This window comes from Methanofollis ethanolicus (genome assembly GCF_001571385.1).
In the GTDB taxonomy this organism is placed as follows: Archaea; Halobacteriota; Methanomicrobia; order Methanomicrobiales; family Methanofollaceae; genus Methanofollis; species Methanofollis ethanolicus.
The window spans coordinates 1396875-1413905 of sequence record NZ_BCNW01000001.1 but is presented as its reverse complement, the minus strand read 5'-3'; the positions used below and the strand labels follow the sequence as shown (position 1 = coordinate 1413905).

Annotated in this window: 16 protein-coding genes and 3 tRNA genes; 9 read left to right on the top strand and 10 right to left on the bottom strand. The window is 58.4% G+C overall.

Features of this window, described 5'->3' with window-relative positions:
- Positions 1-5 precede the first annotated feature (5 nt).
- Genes cas7d through cas6 form a run of 3 tightly spaced genes read right to left on the bottom strand, consistent with a single transcriptional unit; the run spans position 6 to position 4630 of the window.
- Positions 6-998 (bottom strand): type I-D CRISPR-associated protein Cas7/Csc2, encoded by a 993-nt coding sequence (gene cas7d, locus MEFOE_RS07020; protein ID WP_067050232.1) that lies wholly within the window; start codon positions 996-998, stop codon positions 6-8.
- A gap of 1 nt (position 999) precedes the next feature.
- Positions 1000-4212 (bottom strand): type I-D CRISPR-associated protein Cas10d/Csc3, encoded by a 3213-nt coding sequence (cas10d, locus tag MEFOE_RS07015; protein ID WP_160329503.1) that lies wholly within the window; start codon positions 4210-4212, stop codon positions 1000-1002.
- Positions 4213-4252: 40 nt separating this feature from the next.
- Positions 4253-4630, bottom strand: coding sequence for a CRISPR system precrRNA processing endoribonuclease RAMP protein Cas6 (cas6, locus tag MEFOE_RS14420; RefSeq protein WP_235809647.1), 378 nt, complete (start codon positions 4628-4630; stop codon positions 4253-4255).
- Between cas6 and MEFOE_RS14415 the strand changes: the two genes are divergently transcribed.
- Both MEFOE_RS14415 and csa3 read left to right on the top strand, forming a co-directional pair.
- The gene (locus MEFOE_RS14415) at positions 4601-4960 is read left to right on the top strand and encodes a hypothetical protein (protein WP_235809665.1); all 360 of its coding nucleotides are present in this window, start codon (positions 4601-4603) and stop codon (positions 4958-4960) included. The genes cas6 and MEFOE_RS14415 overlap by 30 nt on opposite strands.
- Positions 4961-5239: 279 nt before the next feature.
- On the top strand, positions 5240-5899 hold the full coding sequence (gene csa3 / locus MEFOE_RS07005; RefSeq protein WP_067050222.1) for a CRISPR-associated CARF protein Csa3: 660 nt from the start codon (positions 5240-5242) through the stop codon (positions 5897-5899).
- An 853-nt stretch (positions 5900-6752) separates the two neighbouring features.
- On the opposite strand, the gene codB is transcribed toward csa3, so the two are convergent.
- Complete coding sequence (codB, locus tag MEFOE_RS07000; protein ID WP_067050219.1) at positions 6753-8027, bottom strand: cytosine permease; 1275 nt, start codon at positions 8025-8027, stop codon at positions 6753-6755.
- 260 nt (positions 8028-8287) lie between these two features.
- On the opposite strand from codB, the gene MEFOE_RS06995 reads away from it, so the two are divergent.
- Positions 8288-8695, top strand: a complete 408-nt coding sequence (locus tag MEFOE_RS06995; RefSeq protein ID WP_067050216.1) for a SpoIIAA family protein — start codon at positions 8288-8290, stop codon at positions 8693-8695.
- A gap of 231 nt (positions 8696-8926) precedes the next feature.
- Here MEFOE_RS06995 and MEFOE_RS06990 read toward each other — a convergent pair.
- Positions 8927-8998, bottom strand: a tRNA-Gly gene (locus tag MEFOE_RS06990).
- 224 nt (positions 8999-9222) lie between these two features.
- A tRNA-Gln gene (locus tag MEFOE_RS06985) sits at positions 9223-9307 on the bottom strand.
- 157 nt (positions 9308-9464) lie between these two features.
- Here MEFOE_RS06985 and MEFOE_RS13705 point away from each other — a divergent pair.
- Positions 9465-9920 carry a hypothetical protein gene (locus MEFOE_RS13705; protein WP_153015893.1) on the top strand — a complete coding sequence of 152 codons (456 nt, stop codon included), beginning with the start codon at positions 9465-9467 and terminating at the stop codon, positions 9918-9920.
- Positions 9921-10212: 292 nt separating this feature from the next.
- Positions 10213-10350, top strand: coding sequence for a hypothetical protein (locus tag MEFOE_RS14105; protein ID WP_162839749.1), 138 nt, complete (start codon positions 10213-10215; stop codon positions 10348-10350).
- A gap of 805 nt (positions 10351-11155) precedes the next feature.
- On the opposite strand, the gene MEFOE_RS06975 is transcribed toward MEFOE_RS14105, so the two are convergent.
- Positions 11156-11240: transfer RNA gene (locus MEFOE_RS06975), tRNA-Leu, on the bottom strand.
- Positions 11241-11387: 147 nt separating this feature from the next.
- Between MEFOE_RS06975 and MEFOE_RS06970 the strand changes: the two genes are divergently transcribed.
- The 3 genes from MEFOE_RS06970 (at position 11388) to MEFOE_RS06960 (ending at position 12706) form a co-directional block, all read left to right on the top strand.
- Complete coding sequence (locus MEFOE_RS06970) at positions 11388-11798, top strand: phosphate-starvation-inducible PsiE family protein (RefSeq protein WP_067050210.1); 411 nt, start codon at positions 11388-11390, stop codon at positions 11796-11798.
- A 158-nt stretch (positions 11799-11956) separates the two neighbouring features.
- Positions 11957-12268 carry a hypothetical protein gene (locus MEFOE_RS06965; RefSeq protein ID WP_067050207.1) on the top strand — a complete coding sequence of 104 codons (312 nt, stop codon included), beginning with the start codon at positions 11957-11959 and terminating at the stop codon, positions 12266-12268.
- A 36-nt stretch (positions 12269-12304) separates the two neighbouring features.
- A complete protein-coding gene (locus MEFOE_RS06960; RefSeq protein WP_067050204.1) occupies positions 12305-12706 on the top strand; it encodes a hypothetical protein in 402 nt (133 codons plus the stop codon).
- A gap of 35 nt (positions 12707-12741) precedes the next feature.
- Here MEFOE_RS06960 and dps read toward each other — a convergent pair whose 3' ends face one another.
- Together dps and MEFOE_RS06950 are read right to left on the bottom strand one after the other, a co-directional pair.
- A complete protein-coding gene (gene dps / locus MEFOE_RS06955) occupies positions 12742-13293 on the bottom strand; it encodes a DNA protection during starvation protein (RefSeq protein WP_067050201.1) in 552 nt (183 codons plus the stop codon).
- 62 nt (positions 13294-13355) lie between these two features.
- Positions 13356-14165, bottom strand: coding sequence for a hypothetical protein (locus MEFOE_RS06950; protein WP_067050198.1), 810 nt, complete (start codon positions 14163-14165; stop codon positions 13356-13358).
- 310 nt (positions 14166-14475) lie between these two features.
- Between MEFOE_RS06950 and MEFOE_RS06945 the strand changes: the two genes are divergently transcribed.
- Complete coding sequence (locus tag MEFOE_RS06945; RefSeq protein ID WP_067050195.1) at positions 14476-15291, top strand: class I SAM-dependent methyltransferase; 816 nt, start codon at positions 14476-14478, stop codon at positions 15289-15291.
- 661 nt (positions 15292-15952) lie between these two features.
- Here the strand turns inward: MEFOE_RS06945 and MEFOE_RS06940 are convergent.
- Positions 15953-16954: an AI-2E family transporter gene (locus MEFOE_RS06940; RefSeq protein ID WP_067050191.1), complete on the bottom strand. Its 1002-nt coding sequence runs from the start codon at positions 16952-16954 to the stop codon at positions 15953-15955.
- Between the last annotated feature and the right edge of the window lie 77 nt (positions 16955-17031).

Genomic DNA, 17031 nt, shown 5'->3' with positions numbered 1-17031 from the left:
AGCACTCACTTCTTGGGCACGTCAAGATAGTCGTCCAGTTTTCCAAGCTGGGTCGTGAGCAGGGATGCAACCTCCGAGTCCTCCTTGATTGCGTCGAGGACCTCCGCGGTCGCCGCTTCGTCGACCTTTATGGAGGTGATCCGGTGGCGGGATGCAAGGTCTTCATAGCCCGTGACCGCCGCCGCCTTTACTTTTTCAAGGTCCAGCGTATCGGCGGACATCACCTTCTGGATCGCCTCCTGATCAGACGTGCCGGCGAGGGCAAGGATGATCTCGCGCGTCACCTCAAGACTCGACGGCCCTTCCCGTCCGCCTGCGTAGACACCGAGGATGTGGTTCCTGACCTTCCCGAAGCGTGTCCCCGTGGCGCCGTACCGGGAGTTCCGGTCTGTTATGTTCATGAAGAAGAGCACTTCCTCAAGAGTGACGTCTTTGAGAGTCACCACACAGGGGATGAGCACGCCCTCTTTGAAGAAGTCGGGCTCACGGATTCCAGATGTTGCGTTCTTCACGTAGGCGTCACCGGGTGCGTTCTGGAAGAACTCCTCGACAACCGTACTCAGGGACCGGATCGTGTACGCTTCGTCGTACATGACGCGGGATGTCATGCTGACAGCACCTTCAGATGCGGCGCTGCCAAAGAGAGCACACTCCGGGCACTTCTGGCACATCTTTGTCACTTCCATCGAGCACCCGTCCCAGTCAGCCTTTTTCTTCTTCATCTCGTCGGTGATCAGGGCCCGCTGAACCGCCTTTGCAGTGCGGCGGTCGCTCGCCACCTGCTTACGACCGAAGAGTTTCCCGACCGTCTCCTCGGTTTCCCCGATGCGGATGACTGCCGAGTTTGCCTCGGTGCCGTCGGTGGTGAACCGTGCCGCCGAGAGCAGTTCCCGGAGGACCAGAAGGTTCACGTACCGGTTCTTCGGCCTCTTCTCGGGTTTTTCAAGAATGTAGTCCTTGATCGTTGCACCAAATTTCTGGATCGCATCTTCGCTCATTTTAATTTCCTCCTTCTACAGTTTTCTTCTCTTCAACGGCTGTACTCTGTGCGGCGTTTTTTCTCTGGTAATACTCTTCACGCAGCTGGAGCGTCGCCGCGTAGAACCCGTCGGCGAGGTCGTTCTCCGCACGCTTCATCTTCCCGGCGTTGCCGTTAAAAAGTCCGTAAAAGACATAATCAACGAACGCTTCGGCAAATGCCTTTGTTTGCTCGGTATGATCGTGGTTACGCCGATTGACCCGGAAGAACTGGTCATCACCGGCGCGCTCCATCATCTTGAGCAACCGGCCCATAACGGCGTCGACGTAATCTTCGCGCTGGAACTTCTGCGTCCCCCGCGCGAGGACGGCCCGGACCGACTCCCTGAAGAGTCTCTCGATCTTATGCGGTTCAAACCCCTTCGGGATCACAACATCCATCCCGATTTGGGCAAGTTCATGGAGTGTCTGTATAGTCATAGGATCACCTGCAATCTGGTCAAGTTCGATCGCCCATTCAAGAAGCCGGACCGACTGGTTGTAGACCTTCTTATCAGCCTGCATCGAATAGCCCCGGACGCGGTTGATGAAAGCCCCGGTCTGGCCATCGCTCTCGGTGTTCTTTCTCCAGAGCGCCTTGAGGAGAGTGCTTCCCGGACACCGGTGGTTCCTGAGCGTCTGCAGATGTTTCGGGAACCACTTGTCCTCCAGGGCGTACTCATACCCGAGGGCGACGACCAGGGACGCGCCATGGAGGTCTGAGGGGAGTCTCGACAGGGGGATCGTGTCATGAAAGATGCGTTTTACCGCCGCGTGCGGTGCTTCAAGCAGGACCATCTCGTTGAACTCATCTCCGCCGGTCATACATATCGGGTTCTCCCCAACCACCACCCGGCACCCGGTTGCCGTGGCAAGCACCATCCCGAGATATGCACCGAAGAACCAGTACTCGGTCTCGTTGTCTTTCATTTTGTTGAAGACGACGTCGTAGGTAGTGTACAGGGTTGAATCAAATGCCGTGAAGCCCCCACCCGTATACCGGAAGAGTCCACGACCCCCAGCCTCGGCGAAGAGTTCTCGCACCAGTGCTGTGAGATCAAGAGTAGACCCGTTCAGGGCTTCCACCGCCAGGGCTCTGATGTTTGTCATCGCCTCGTCGTTGAACCGGCTCAGGAGATCAGAGAAGATCCGTGCGACGAGAGGCGTGTGGAAGTAGTCGGGAACCAACCGGAAGTAGAGTTTATCCTCGCCCTTCTTGATCTGGTGACCAATTCTCCTGAGCCCGAGTTCGACCTCGACCGGCACGGAGACCGAGAGTTTCGGCTCTGTTCCCCCAAGGACGGCGTGGTTCGAGAACGAATAACCGAGCATACTGACATCCTTCGAGGGGGCTATTTCCTCCGTGTCAAACGGCGTATCTGCGGTGAGGTGGCAGACTCCCTTCCCCCGACAGTAGGCGTCAAACTTCGAGACTTTGTTCTCAAATGCACCAAATGCCATCGACCCGTTCAGGTCGAGGTTCTCTGCAAACCAGACAAGAAGTTTGTCCTGATAGGGATAGAGGAGGCTTTCTTTGAAGGCTTCCATCGTCCCAGTCGGGATGCTGGAGAGGAACGAATCGACCAGGGATATGAGGTACGCGATCTTCCTGTCGGTCGTAAGGTCGGCGAAGCGGACACCGTCGAGAGAGGAGTCGAGCAGAACCCTGGCGATCACATAGGAATAGTTCCAGAACCCCCCGACCGCATGATGATCCTTCCCACGGTGCTCCCCGGCGTACTCTGCCATGCGGTGTGCAAGGTCCTCGTTGACCTGGAAGAGCCGGCAGGTTTCAAGGATGGGGTCGTCGGTGGGGAGGGCATGGGCCTCGGTGAGCGGGTCGATGACCGCTTTTCTCAGTCCTGCGACTGCCCGAGCATAGGAGATGATCCGGGCGTCCCACCCGATGTCGATACCGAAGTCTTCCCTGAGATGGTGCCGGTATCCGACCTGGCTTGCAAAGAGGCTTGGCCCGGTGATCGTGATCTCCGCCCCATCGACCGTCTGTCCGTCAAGCCTGACCGACTCCGGGACGAGGAGAGATTTCGATCTGGTCTGCTGAGGGGGCCGGCAGAGGATCTCCACGTTTACAGGTTCCACCGCACTCCCGTCGACTGTGATCTCAGAGATGGCCGAAGCCGGAATGTCGATGACCTCAAGGAGCGGTTGTTGCATCTCGGGTGCCGCGTTCCTGGCCAGGAGTTTGTGCTGTGCGAGGTCGATCTCGATCTGGCCGGTGTTCTCTGATTCTTCGCGGAGGACCGCCGCGGCCATGAACCCCTTCATCACGGTCGGGACGCCCGAGTAGAAGAAGGAGGCGTTATCGACCGAATACAGCCCCTTGCTCCCCTGAACTGTAATACTCTTGGAGAATTCTGCGGGACTTGAGATCGCCGCATGGCAGGAGTTGAGAACATGCTCGAACTCCCGGTAGATCTCGATCAGGGTCTCGCGGCCGGGAACGTCGAGGTCGATTCCTTTCGGTCCGACGTAGAGGACGCCAGTCTCGAAGATGAGGAAAGGATACAGACCCTTTTTCTTCGCCCATTCAGCAACACCGGTGTGCACAACATTCGAGAGGATGCCGGTCGACTCCTGGAACAGGTGATAGTAGAAAGAAAGCGACGGATCGATAAAGCCGAGGGCCTTGCGCATCGAACCGGTGACCCGGGGCCTTTCCAGACCTGCCAGAGCATCGGCGAGTTTCAGCCATCGGAGGTAATCCGTGAACTTCTGCGAGAGGTCGGCGTGATAACCGCATTTCGAGTGGAGGGCGACGGCAATGGACTGATAGTCCTCGGCGGTCAGGGCAGGAGCGTACTCGGTAAGCCGGAACTCTGCGGCGACCATATGGACATGCTCGGCCGAGAGGTCAAACTGTTCCTTCCACTTCTCGCCGACACATTTGTGAAGGTCGTGAACGGCAAAGAGAGCGATGGTTTCCCGCAACTCGTCCGGGGAGAGAGCGACATCGGAACCCATCTCTGAGAGACGTACGTTCAGTTCGACCATGGCCCAGACGCCATTCCGTATATGGCTCAGCATCGGCTGGTCGACCTTGCCATATTCTACACTCTTTGCCGGGCGAAGAGCGTACTGGGAGATCCGGATCACCGGATCGACCAGAGTAAAATAGTCACTCAGCACACGATACGAAGGAGGGATTGCCCTCCCTGTGGTCTTCTGAAAGACCATATTCACCTGCTCCTGAGAGAACAGGCTCATGAATGGATCACTACTCATTGACACCGTCCTGGACTGTGACATCCACCTGCCCGCACCCGCGGGCGACACTGGATCCGACACCTGAGAACTCGGCAAACATGGCGAGGATCAGGGTAGCGTTTCTAAACCCTATCGGGGCATTTGATGTGAAGGAATAGGTGCATCGACCGACAAAGCCCTGTTTGAAGATCGGACGGGAATGACCTCTCTTCGCGTCCATGACCGTGTTGACCTGCACGCTGTAGGTCGCGAGCCGGCGCAGGTCAGGTTTTTCGATGAGGTATCGCCCGAAATCGTCTCGGGAAACACCCATGCGAAGGTCGGCTGGAGAGAGATGGTTCCATTTTGAAAGGAGAGAATGGAACACGGCAATCCGGTGGGGATACATCTCCGTGACACGGGAATTCCGGTACTGAATGCATGTCGGGGTCAGAAAATCGAAGTTCAGAGAGGGTCGTTCATACCCCTGCGTCTGCCGTATGAGGTCGTCGACCGATACCATCTGGTCCTCGACCTGCTCGATGGAGAAGGAACCCTGATAGAGGGAAAGTTCCTTTCGATCTGTCAGAATGGGCAGGACAAGATGACGGAAGACCTCGTCGTCGTGGGGGTCGGTGATCCCGATACGAAGACGATAGAGCTCATGGGGCATCACCTGCTTCAGGTAGGGCCTCTCTGTCGATCGGAAGGGGCCGTGAAGGGCTCCAAGGGAGATTGACGTGATAGTCGAGTCATGGATGCGCTGACTCACTTCAGGGTCAGATTCCTTCATGAGTCCCAGCAGCGAAGAGTAAATTTGGTAGCTTTCGTGGACCGGTATCTCGAATGACTGGTCTGTCCTGAGTGCTAGATTCACCCGTCGCATGAACACTCCTTGACTTATGTCCTCATCAATCTTTTGATTCGTATAGTGACATTAATGTTGCAAAAAAAGTGCATGCACCGAGATATATTGCAAAAAAATGAAATCTAAATACCTTGCCGTCAGAGATAATGTATGAAAGTATACGTTTCACCCCTTGGTTTTGACACCTCCCATGTCCTCTCACTGATCGTGAAATATGGGATCGAAGCAGGGGACGGGATCATTATGCTGATGTCAGATACGAGGGATGAACGGGCCGACAGTGCATTTACGAGCGTGACAGAGATGGTCCGCACAATCGACGCCGGCATCGCGATCAGACGAGTCAACCTTGACCACCGTGATTTTTCCGGTATGGTCCTCGCATGCATTGAGGCGATTAAAGGTACGCTGCACGACACTCCGGGTGCGTCGATCATTGTAAATCTCTCTGGCGGGCCCCGCGAGATCCTGGTCGCCCTCACCATTGCATCTTTAAGCCATGCACCAAAGATCGCTCAGTTCACCTCATATTCAGATGTGAGCCGACAACTCTCTGAGATCGATCTGCCCTATCTCACCTCCCCCCTCCGGGACAGGGAACTGGCGGTCCTCAAGGATATTCAGGACTTCGGCCCCACGTCGATCTCAGATGTCGCACAACGTTTGCAGATATCTGAAAGTTCCGCCTCGCGGTATTGTGCGCGGTTGCTCTCGGACAGATTGATCGACCAGACGGCGCAAGGGAAGAGCAAATGTGCGAGTGTCAGGCCGTCTGCCGCCGTGGTTCTCTCGATATGCAAGAAGGCCTGAGTCGATCTGAGGTGCGGGGAGGAGTCCGGGTCTGCACCCGCGCCTTCCCCCTGTCCGCACACCGCCCGGGGTCGACCCTCTCACCGGCACCAAACTCCCGGCAGTCCGGAACCCCACACACTCCTCACCCCACATCCCACCACGCTCAACAGGAAGGACAGTCGTCTTTGCACCTGTACACCCCCGTGCACCGGCTTGCACCCGGAGAGTAAAACACAAAGGCATCCATTCGTTGCCGGTTTCACCAATCCGGGACATTTTACCCCCATCTTCCCCGTCATGAGCACTCGCACGCAGATCACACACACAGTCACCCCCTGACAAAGAGAGGTCCCCCGTGCTGTGTGTGCCTCTATTCTGGTGCACTAGAGTACTATGAGAGAGAGATCTCTCTCTCCTCTCTCTATATTATTCAATCCAGGCTCGATCCTCCATCTTTATGTGTGCACTTTTCCGGTGCACCTCCGGTGCACAGGAGGTGCGAAAGTGCCATCGACAGCAGGGACTCCTGCAGCACAGGCCCCGTCTTCCCATCTCTTTTCAGCGTGTTGCGGAGGTTACCGCCACTCAACGGACGGAACAGTGACGCTCGATTATAATTTAAGCCACGGCACGCCGTCATCATGGGATCGTTTTCATCATTCCGGGGATCGCACACACACCCACACACCCGGAGAGAGGTGCCAGGGACTGTGTGTGTTTTTTGCTGTACTTCAGTACATAGAGAGAGACGCGTCTCTCAATCTGTACATGTACCGGCAGTACGGGAGTCGATCCTCGACTTTTCTCTCTCGCAGCAGGTGCTGAAAAAACTGCAGGAAACCTGCTGCAAAGGCGTAAGTATCCCCGCACCTCACCGACAGTCCGCGGAGGGATGGCGCCGGGCCTCGATCCAGTTCCCGGCCCCATAGAGGAGGAACGCGGCGACAATCCCGGTGAGCGGCGGGATGCCGGGGGAATATATGGCGATAACCGACGCCGCGACATAGGCGACGACCCCGGTCCAGCGGACGGCGCACCGGGAGGCCTCTTCGAGAGGAGGGTACCGGCCGCGGTGGACGACGGCGAAGTCCGCAAGAATGATCCCCCCGATGGGCGGGACCAGGGTGCCGAGCATCTCCATATAGGGGACGAGCCAGTCGTACATCCCGAGGAGGGCGAGGACGGTGCCCAGGCCCGCCCCTCCGAGCGTGATCAGCCTGCGCCTGTTCGTCCGGAGAAGGTCGCACCCGGCCACCGAGACGTTGTAGATGGTGTTGTCCTGCGTCGTCCAGATGTTCAGAAAGAGCATCACGACGCCCCCGGCGAGCAGGCCCTGCATCGCAAGGACCTGAACGATGTCGCTCTCCCCGTAGACAAGAGCGCCGTAGGCGCCGACAAGGACCATCAGGCCGTTCCCGAGCAGGAACGCGAGGGCCGCCGCACCCACGGCAGTGCGCGGCGTGTCGGAAAACCGCGTCCAGTTTGTCGCCTGCGTCCCTCCGGCGATAAATGTCCCGACGACGATGGTCACCGCCTCGCCGACACCCATCGTGGCCGTGGGTGCGATGGAGAGGACGCCCGCCACACCCCCGGCGTCCCGCGTGGCGATTGCCAGGCTCACGACGATGAGGAGGCACATCAGGGGGACCGAGACCAGAGAGAGACGTTCGAGCCCGCGGTACCCGATGAACGCCGTCCAGCAGAAGGTGACGCCGAAGAGGACCATGAGCGGCGCCCTCCACCCGTCGCCGAGGTCCAGGAGACCGGTGAACAGAATGGCGATCGTCGCCGTCCCCCAGGCGTACCACCCGATCTGGGTGAACCCGAGAACCAGGTCTGGCCAGCGGCTGCCGACCCGCCCAAAACAGTACCGGCCCATGAGCACCGTGTTCAGTCCGCTCTTCTGGGAGACATAGGCGAGGGCCACGACATAGCCCGCAAGCAGGAGGTTCCCGAGCAAGATGACGGCGATCAGGTCGGGCCAGAAGGGGAAGGCGACGCCGATGGCACCGCCGCCCCACATCGTCGCCGAGAAGAAGGTGAAGCCGAGGAGGATGACGGCAGTGGAGAGAAAACCCCGGCGGGCATGGGTAGGGACAGGTGACTGGGGATAGTCCTCGATGCTATCGTCGCTACGTCCTCCCATAGAGTATCGCCGAAAGAGTGGGACGAAGGATAATTTCAGCATTATGATCCGGCATTTCCGGCAGAGGGGATAGGGATCGTGGGAATGGCCACACGTCCATCTTCTGCATGGAACACGGAGGAGAGAGGCGGGGTGCCGTCTCTTCACTTCCCGGAGACCTCTCGCGGGCGCGGATATGCCGCCCTCCTCACCCATCAGAGAGGAGAACCCGGGCAACCTATTTATTCCGATGATCCCCCTACCCCCGCGGGAGGGAAGAGATGATCGAGATATTGCCGGAGAGCAGGGGAGGCATCATCGGGTTCAGGATCAGCGGAGAGGTCACGGACGAGGACTACACGCACATATTCATACCGGCGATCGACCTGGCGACCGAACGCTATGGCACTGTCCGCGTGCTGGTCGACATCGTCGACTACAAGGGGGAGGACTTCGGGGCGATGGCCGACGACCTCGTCCAGAGCATAAAAGAACCTTCTGTCGAGCGCGAGGCGATCATCGGCGATGAAGAGTGGGAAAAACGGCTGCTCTCCGTGCAACCGGCGTTCTTCCTCTTCTCGAACACCGACGTCAGGTTCTTCGGGCCCGAACGCCGCCAGGAGGCATGGAGATGGATCGAGGAGGGGATGCCGCGCCGTGTGCAGGTGTCCGTTCCCGGCCCGCGCTGAAGAAGGGGAAGGACCGGGTCCCCCGAAACACAACGATTTTTCGATGATGGGAAACAGTCACGGCGGCAGGGCGGAGAACTGTCCGGGTGAGCGTGGGGAGAGAGAGCGGCATCTGCATCATCTCCCGGTCTGACAACCGATGGAGCTGTGTCATCACAGATGGCACGCATAGATGCTGTCCACGAGCGATCGGATGCACGGCTCTGAAAGAAGAGGTCACAGAAGAAGAAGTGCGCCGACCGGGACTCGAACCCGGGTTTAGGCGTTGGCAACGCCTAGTGATAACCACTACACTATCGGCGCTCTGCCACAGTGCAGAGAAATGTTGGCACTTTTTGCATATATGGATTGCCCCCCCACTGAGGGGACATTCCAGAATTCCCTCTCGCATGATGCTGGACGCCGGCGGCAGGAAGCAGATCGCCATCCCGGAAGAAGTAGAAAAATCCCCCGGCAGAAGAGGCGTCAGTCCCGAACTCGGATAAAATAGCGGGACCACTCCCGATCAGGGGAATGCCCTGTCGCAATGCGAGGGGAAGGGATTCGAACCCTCGAACTCCGCAAGAATAGACCCAAAATCCATCGCCTTTGACCGGGCCCGGCAACCCTCGCAGACGGGAAATGCAGTTACCCATGCGTCTTCGAGGATAGATCAAAACGTTCGATCTTCAGGAGAGTCTTCCCGTACGTCCGGCATGTGGACTTCAGCATCGCGAAGAACATACCCCACGAAACGTCTCCGGACCCCTGTGCCGGATGATGGTTCGGCATGACAACGCACCGCGATTGCATTGTCAGCACGCGGTGCCTGGCGCATTGCGCCACGCCCGCATTTCATCATCCCACTACCATTCCACGACTCAAATGCAATGGCCTGGTTCTCGCTCACGACTCGAAAGACGAGTTGGTGCAGGAGTTTATCTGGTTGGCGATCTTTTCATGGCACGGGGCACATCTCTGGATCACCTTCTCCCGGTTCACCGATCCTTTCACCTCTCGCGACCTCCCTCCGCGGCATCACGCCCAGATGTGCGGTCTTTTACGGGAAAAATGGAAAAAGACCCGCCCGAATGCAGCGTATGGCAGCGGAACAGTTGCTGTAAAGGCAAGAGCGGACACAGTGCAGGGAAATACCCCCGGCGGGGAAGGCCATTCTGATTTGATCAGGGATCGTATAAAAAGCGAAGCGCCGTTGAACAATTTTCAGCGGCATAAAGGCATTTAAGCAGGTCTTTCCCCGATACGAGCGACATGAATACTCATTTCTGGGACTCATCTACCTGGCATGTACACTTTGGGGGTCCGGAGAGTTATGAGAGGACCTCTTCTTCACTTTGGTTTGATATGAGAGATATGACAGACTATTTTCAAATAACACATCGTCGACTGTTCAAAATGGTAAAATAGCAGTTGAATAGGTCAGATTTTCATTAGTTTTTCCCGGCTGATACAACGATACTGGTATATAAGAAGGAAAAAAGACAAATAAACAACACAAAGGCCTGGGATGTGACTGTATGCCATTAAGTAAGAAAGAATTGGAGAAAAAGAACAAAGCGAAGATAGCCAAGGCAGACGATCTCTCAAAGCAGGCGGCAGCAGGTAGCGAGGCCGCCAAGAAGAAGCTCAAGAAGCTCAACAAAAAGATCAAATGAGCTGCCTGGTACTTCCAACTATTTTTACTGTTATCTTAAGGGCCACGTAAACAATCTCTGAGGTCATCCCAAAACTGATCATACCCTCTGTCCTGTCGATGGAATGATCGGTATGTGGTTCTGAAAAATCCTGTTCTGGTGTCTTGTCCGGGGGGTCTCACCCCCGGTCCCCCCATCATTGCGATAGGGGGTGGATGGCAATCTCCGTCATCAGGATCTCTGGTCTCTCTTCCCCGGCCCTATCCTGTTTCGGGGGTCCGGGGGCGTCAGTCCCCCGGCAGAGAGATAGGGGAAGGCGGGGGTTTCGCACGATTCTTCAGGGAATTCAGGAAGATATCAACCCGAACATGATATTCTCTCCCGATCCCTGCATGCAGAGATGGGGAGAATGAACGAGAGTTTTGGGATATGCTCTCTATGAAACCTTGAGTATCTCAGATATTATAGAGAAACACACGAAAAACGGCTCTGTAGAACTCCTATTCTGGAGTGTCTCGTCCGGGGGGCTGCCACCCCCCGGTCCCCCCGCCATGAGGATAGGGGGGTGGAGGGCAGTCCCCTCTTCAAGATGCACGTTTGCCCTTTTGATGTCCAATCCTGAGCGGTGTCCCGGGGCGTAGTCCCCCGGTGCGAAGATGGAGGAAGGCGGTTGGGCCACGTTCATACACGGAAAAGGTGAGGGTTTCTACAGAGCCCGAAAAACGGCATCATTATTTTCCTACAGAGAATGATGATCGGTTCATCACATACGTACTCTGTTTCAGAAGTGGCGTTTTTTGCAACTCGTTATTACCCGGAAACAAAGTGCGAGGGGAGGGATTCGAACCCTCGAACTCCTGCAAGAATGGACCCTAAATCCATCGCCTTTGACCTGGCTCGGCAACCCTCGCAGACCAGAAATGCAGATACCCATACGTTTCGCCGGTATAAATACCCTTGATCCCGGCCACGGCGCAAGCCCCCCAAAACCTCCCGGAGGCACAAAACATCTGATTTTATCAGCCCTCCCGACCCATGAAAATCAGGACTGAGGGCACATGTTCAAAGCGCTGGACTCCTACCAGAAGGGGATATATTATGTCCTTATCGGCCTCCTCGCCATCATCGTCGGTTTTTCCGTCATCGAACTGGCCCTGCTCGTTTTTAACGGCCTGATATTCGACGAATCTAGATTCAGACTTGAAAACCATGAAATCCTCGGCGTCCTCGGCCTCTTCCTCCTTGTGCTCATCGGCATCGAACTCCTGGAAACGATCCGGACCTATGTCGAGGACCACCGGGTCCACGTCGAGGTGATCATGCTCGTCGCTCTCATCGCCATCGCCCGGAAGATCCTCCTCCTCGATTCGGGAGAGATGGACGGCCTCTCCCTTCTCGGGATCGGCTTTGTCATCATCGCCCTCTCGGGAGGTTATTTCCTGGTCAAGAAGGCAAAGGCTATTGAATGAACAGATTATGGTCAGATAGATAACTCCGGAAAGATCAGGCGACGATCATCAGCCTCTTTCAAGAAAACCGTGCTTTCGGAAAGACACCCGGACAACCCGGAGACAGCAGGCCAAAAAAACTATAATGAGGGACATCTTCAGTCCCCTTCTGAGAATCCATGAGAACAGGCCTGCCCCTCCTCCTCAGCACCCTTCTTCTCTTCCTTGCCGGATGCACCGCGACAGAGACAGACAACGCGGCGGTCTTCACCCCGGGCGTGACAGAGATCCGCACCGCCGCCCATGCAGATGCCGACCCCGGGGTCACACCGACAGTGAAGCGGTATGACGTGGCCGTCTTCGATACCGACACTCTCCAGGCGCACCTCATGGATAAGGACACACTGGAGGTCCGGATCGACGGGAGGCCGTGCCTCGCCGTGCTTGAAGCGAAGAGAGACGTTCCTACAACCGTCCCCCCGGACACCTGATACTTCAGCGGCACTCTCTCAGCTGTCGAAAAAAGCATGGTCACTCTTTCAACGAGCAACACGGCCGTGATCCTGTGGGCGCGGATCGATCAGACCGACGTCTTCATCGACACCACAGGGACGCTCGACACCGACGGCCGACTCCTCCATGTCATCTATTCGTCCCAGGACACTGGCTGGACAGAGGAGCACACCAACCTCAGCGGATTCTTCCTCCTCCTCTCCACCCCCACGCCCGAAGAGATGGCCGCCCAGGAGACCGTCCATCTCGGCGACGACGACCTGGACCGGTATCCTGTCCTCGCCCGTCATCTCAGGTACGGCGGCAACAACCCTGAATTGAGCAATGCAGAAGCGATGGCCATCAGAGAAACACTTGATGGGAAGATTGTCGAGTACGGAGGGCGTCAGGCCGTGGCCTCTGTCGCACAGGCATGAAGGGGGGGGCGGGAGTGCCTCCCACCACCCTGTTCTCACCGCAGGAACTTCGAGACAAAAGGCGAGGTCTCGCCCCTCCTCAGGAAGTGGCCCGAAGGCCCCTCGCCGAGGAACTCGGAGAACCAGGACTCGTGCTCAACCTCCTCGTGGAGGATGGAGAGGGCGAGGTCATAGGTCCGGTGGTCCTTCCCCGCGGTGAGAGAGCAGACATGAGTGTACTGCCGCACCGCACACCTCTCCGCCTCCACGAGCACCTTCAGCATCGCCGTGGTGTCTGTCGGGTCCGCGGGCAGTTTTGCCGGCGGACACCCCGAGACATTGTGGAAGTCCACCATGCTCTCCGGCAATTTTCCGCCCAGTTCATAGATCCGCGGCACCAGGGCCTCGAAGTGGTTCCGGTCCTCAATCCGTGCGGTCTCCGCGATCTCCTTGATCGTCTCACCCTCCAGACCGATCAGGTTCACCCGCAGGATCGTGTAATAATAAAAGGTCGTCAGTTCTGCTGCGGCGTTCTTCACCAGGAGGTCGACGAGATGGTCCACGTCGACCCCCGCATCCTCCACCATCTTCCGTGCAATCTTTGCCATTGTACCCCCCGTGGGTGGGGAGGGTGGGGCCTCGTATTCATAAACATTCTCCCGCGCGACGGTCAGGCCGCGGCAGGGGGGCGGACGGCCCGGCCCCTCTCGGCGAGGAGGTTGAGTTCCAGGGCGGGGGCCGCCCTTCCCCAGGGCGCAAAGACCGCGTTTCGCAGCCGGTCCCTGAACCTGACCTTTGCCGAGAGGGTGATCCTGGCCCAAAGACTCACGGCCCCTGTCGGCGCCCTGGCCAGGAGGTACATGTACCGCACGCCGCGCAGTTCGTCCGCGTCGGTCCGCTCGAAGTCCCAGAGTGCGCCGCTCTGGTCGAAGTTGAAAGCGGCCACCATCTTCGGAACGAGTTTCGTGTACTCGACGCCGGTCTCAATCGCCCCCTCCACCGCGGGCGTCGCACCGACGAGGGGGATGAACTGGAGAGAGGCATTCAAACCCATCCGACTCGTCTCCTTCACCGGGTCGAGGACCCGCCGCGGGTACATCGTAGAGACCCGCGGCTGCCGTCCCCTCTCGTCGGGTTTCAGGACGACGATAAATCGCGCCGAGTGCAGCACCGTTTCCTCGCTCTCGGGCAGGAAAGAGCAGCAGAGCCGGACCAGGAAAAAATCATACCTCTTGATATCGGCCCTGACAAAGGGGTCGATCGTCTTCAGGTCGTCCCTCCCGAGCAGTCGGGCAAGGTTCTTCGTCTCCGGCCACCCGATTGCGACGGCCGGAAATGTCTCGGGCGCTTCCGGCATGCCGGTAACACGGCTGAACCGCGCCTTCTCCTCATCGGGCAGAGGCTCCGGGACAAAGGAGCCGATCTCCAGGATCTCCTCGTCTCTCAGTCTGTCGGTATGTCTTTCAAATGCAGGCCGCATGGAATGATACCCCGACGCCTCTGGGGAGTGGGGGAAGAAAAAAAGATCGGTCAGGCCCTCTCGGGGACGACCACATCTCCCTGTTTTGCCCCGGCCTTGCCGGTCCTGATATGGGCGAGGTGGGCGGGATAGCGGAGGATGCCCGTGGCCACGCCGTTGAAGATCTTTTCTATGCCTGAGATATCGTCTGATTTTTGTGGGATCGTTCCAACGCCTGTATACAGAGTACTTTTCTATCAGCCGGGTATGGTCTTTTCGCATCCCGGCCCTGACCGCCACCCTCATATCAGATCACTCCAAGAGAGGGTGCATGGAACCTCTTCCCGATTACAACGAACTCTGGCGGGCGGCGGTCGAGGCCGGCGGCAGGGAGAAGATCGACGACCCGGGTGCGGTCTGGGACCGCCGGGCCGGGGCATACGACCGTGTCAGAGGAGAGGAGAGAGGGGCGGCCGAGGTCTCGATGATGGCGATCGGTCCGGACGATACTGTCCTCGATATCGGGGCAGGTACCGGGCGTCTTGCCGTCCCGATGGCGCGGGTCGCACGGCACGTCACCGCCCTCGACCCGTCGGGGAAGATGCTTGCGGTCCTCGGCCGCCACATGGAGGAGGCGGGTCTTGGCAACTACACCTGCATGAAGGCACGCTGGGAGGACGTGACGCCGGGCGTCGACATCGGCCCCCACACGGTCGTCGTCGCCGCAAACTCCCTCGGCTTTGCCGACCTGAGACGGGAACTCGAAAAGATCGACGCGGCGGCGACGAAGGCGGTGTACCTCTTCTGGCACGCGGGAGACTGGCGGGAGCGCGACGACCAGAAACTCTGGCGTGAAGTCTTCGGTGCAGAAGGGGGCCGTGTCGGATATCCCGATTACCTTTTCGTTATTCACATCCTCCACGACCTCGGGATCTACGCGAACGTGCGGGTCTACGGGACGGAGACGGTCAGGCACTACCCCTCGCCCGAAGCGGCCGCGGCCGACTGGGCGAGGATGCACGAGCCCCCGGCAGGGAAGGAAGAGGTCGTCGTCGAGCACTTCAGGAAGGCCCTGGAACCGGACGGGGACGGGGGGTACGTGCTGGTCAGGAGGCGGAGGCGGGCGATGGTGTGGTGGGAGAAGTGAGGGGATCCGGGTCGGACACCGGGAATGCCCAAAAAACGGCTTTGTAGAAAACCTCATGCTCGGGTTGATGTATCCCCGTAATCCTATGAAGAAAAGTGAGGACCCACCGCCTTCCCCTAAAGCACGCGCCGGGGGCTCCTCGAAGACTTCGTCTTCTCACGCTCCCTCCGGTCGTCCCCCCTTGCGATTGGCCCGGGGAAGACAGAACAGATATCCTGAGGCGGAAGATTGCCCTGTCCCTGCCTATCCTGAGCGGGGGCTCCGGGGGCGTAGTCCCCCGGCGCGGGGCACCGATCCATCATCTTTCCCATAATCGAGGTCCAGGGCTTTTGTTCCCCATCTACTTCAAGAAAATGGATTCTACAGAGCCCAAAAAACGACTATTTTCCCGTTTCGCCGGAGGTATGATCCCACCGAACCGTGAAGCAGGCGGGACCGGAGAATCGTGCGCCAATACACGATCAAAGAGAGAATCAGGGGATATAGCAGGGATATGAGCGGCAGGAATGCCCGGAGGATGTATCACTCTGCCACCCCGGGGAACACCCGCCAGAGGGCTTCCGGAAAGGCCGATATAGGGGGTAATCGGCCTGAAATCATGAGGTTTACCATGAAAACCACGGGGATCGTTTTCAAAGCATGGGCATGCAGGACAGAAGTCTCACACCTCCGCCCCCTTCGCGTCCTCCATCTCCTCGATGAAGATCCGGTACCCCGCCACGGCGAGCGCCAGGAAGAGAGGGCCGAGAACGAAGCCGACGATGCCCATCGTCACGAGGCCGCCGAAAAATCCGATCCACATGATCACCGGGTGGATCGCGGCACGCCTGCCCATCATGAGAGGGCGGAAGTAGAGGTCCGGGAAGGCGCAGACGATCGGGTAGCCGATGAAGGCCGCCAGGGCCGCCCCCCTGACATCGCCGAGGGAAAGGGCGTGGATGCCGATGAAGAACATGATCAGGGAAGGCCCAAGTATCGGAATGAGCTGGAAGATCCCGGCCATCACCGAGAAGAAGATGATATGGTCGTAGCCGAGAAGCCAGAAGAAGGGGATGGCGAGGAAGAAGGTGATCACCGCCGTCGCCACGTGGACGATATAGATCGCATAGAGGGTGTCGACCGAGGTGGCGGTCATCCTCTCGACCGTGGCCCGCAGGCGGGCGGGGAGGGCGGCCGTCACCTCCGCGGCGACCGCCTCGCCCTGGAAAACGAACATGAAGAGGGCGAGGAAGAAGACGATGACATCGATGACGAGCATCGGCACCTCGGAGGCGAATGTTCCGGCCCAGTCGCCGAAACGGGCGACCTGTTCCCCGGCCCAGGCGGCGATGCCGGCCGACTGGACCGGCCCCACAGCCGTCTCCCCCTCGGCCCCGATCCAGGCGAGGATCCCCTGCACGATCCCGGCGAGATAATCGGCGTTCAGGGCCAGGACGGCGATCGTAAAACCCACCGCGACCGTAAGGGCGAGAAATACGGCGACGGCGGTGAGGAGGGACGCCATCTCCTCCCCCACCCACCGGCAGAACCATCTCTTCAGGGGCAGGATGACGACGGCAAGGGACGCGGCAATGACGACCACCCAGAGGAGGTTCCAGAAGGCGAGGGCCGTGACGGCAAAAACGGCGAAGACGAGGATGAGGGTCAGGCGGTCGTGCGTCATGGAATATACAGAGATACGGCCCTGACAGGAATAAAATAGTATGGGAGGCGGGAGACGGCCTCCGGCACTGCCGTCAT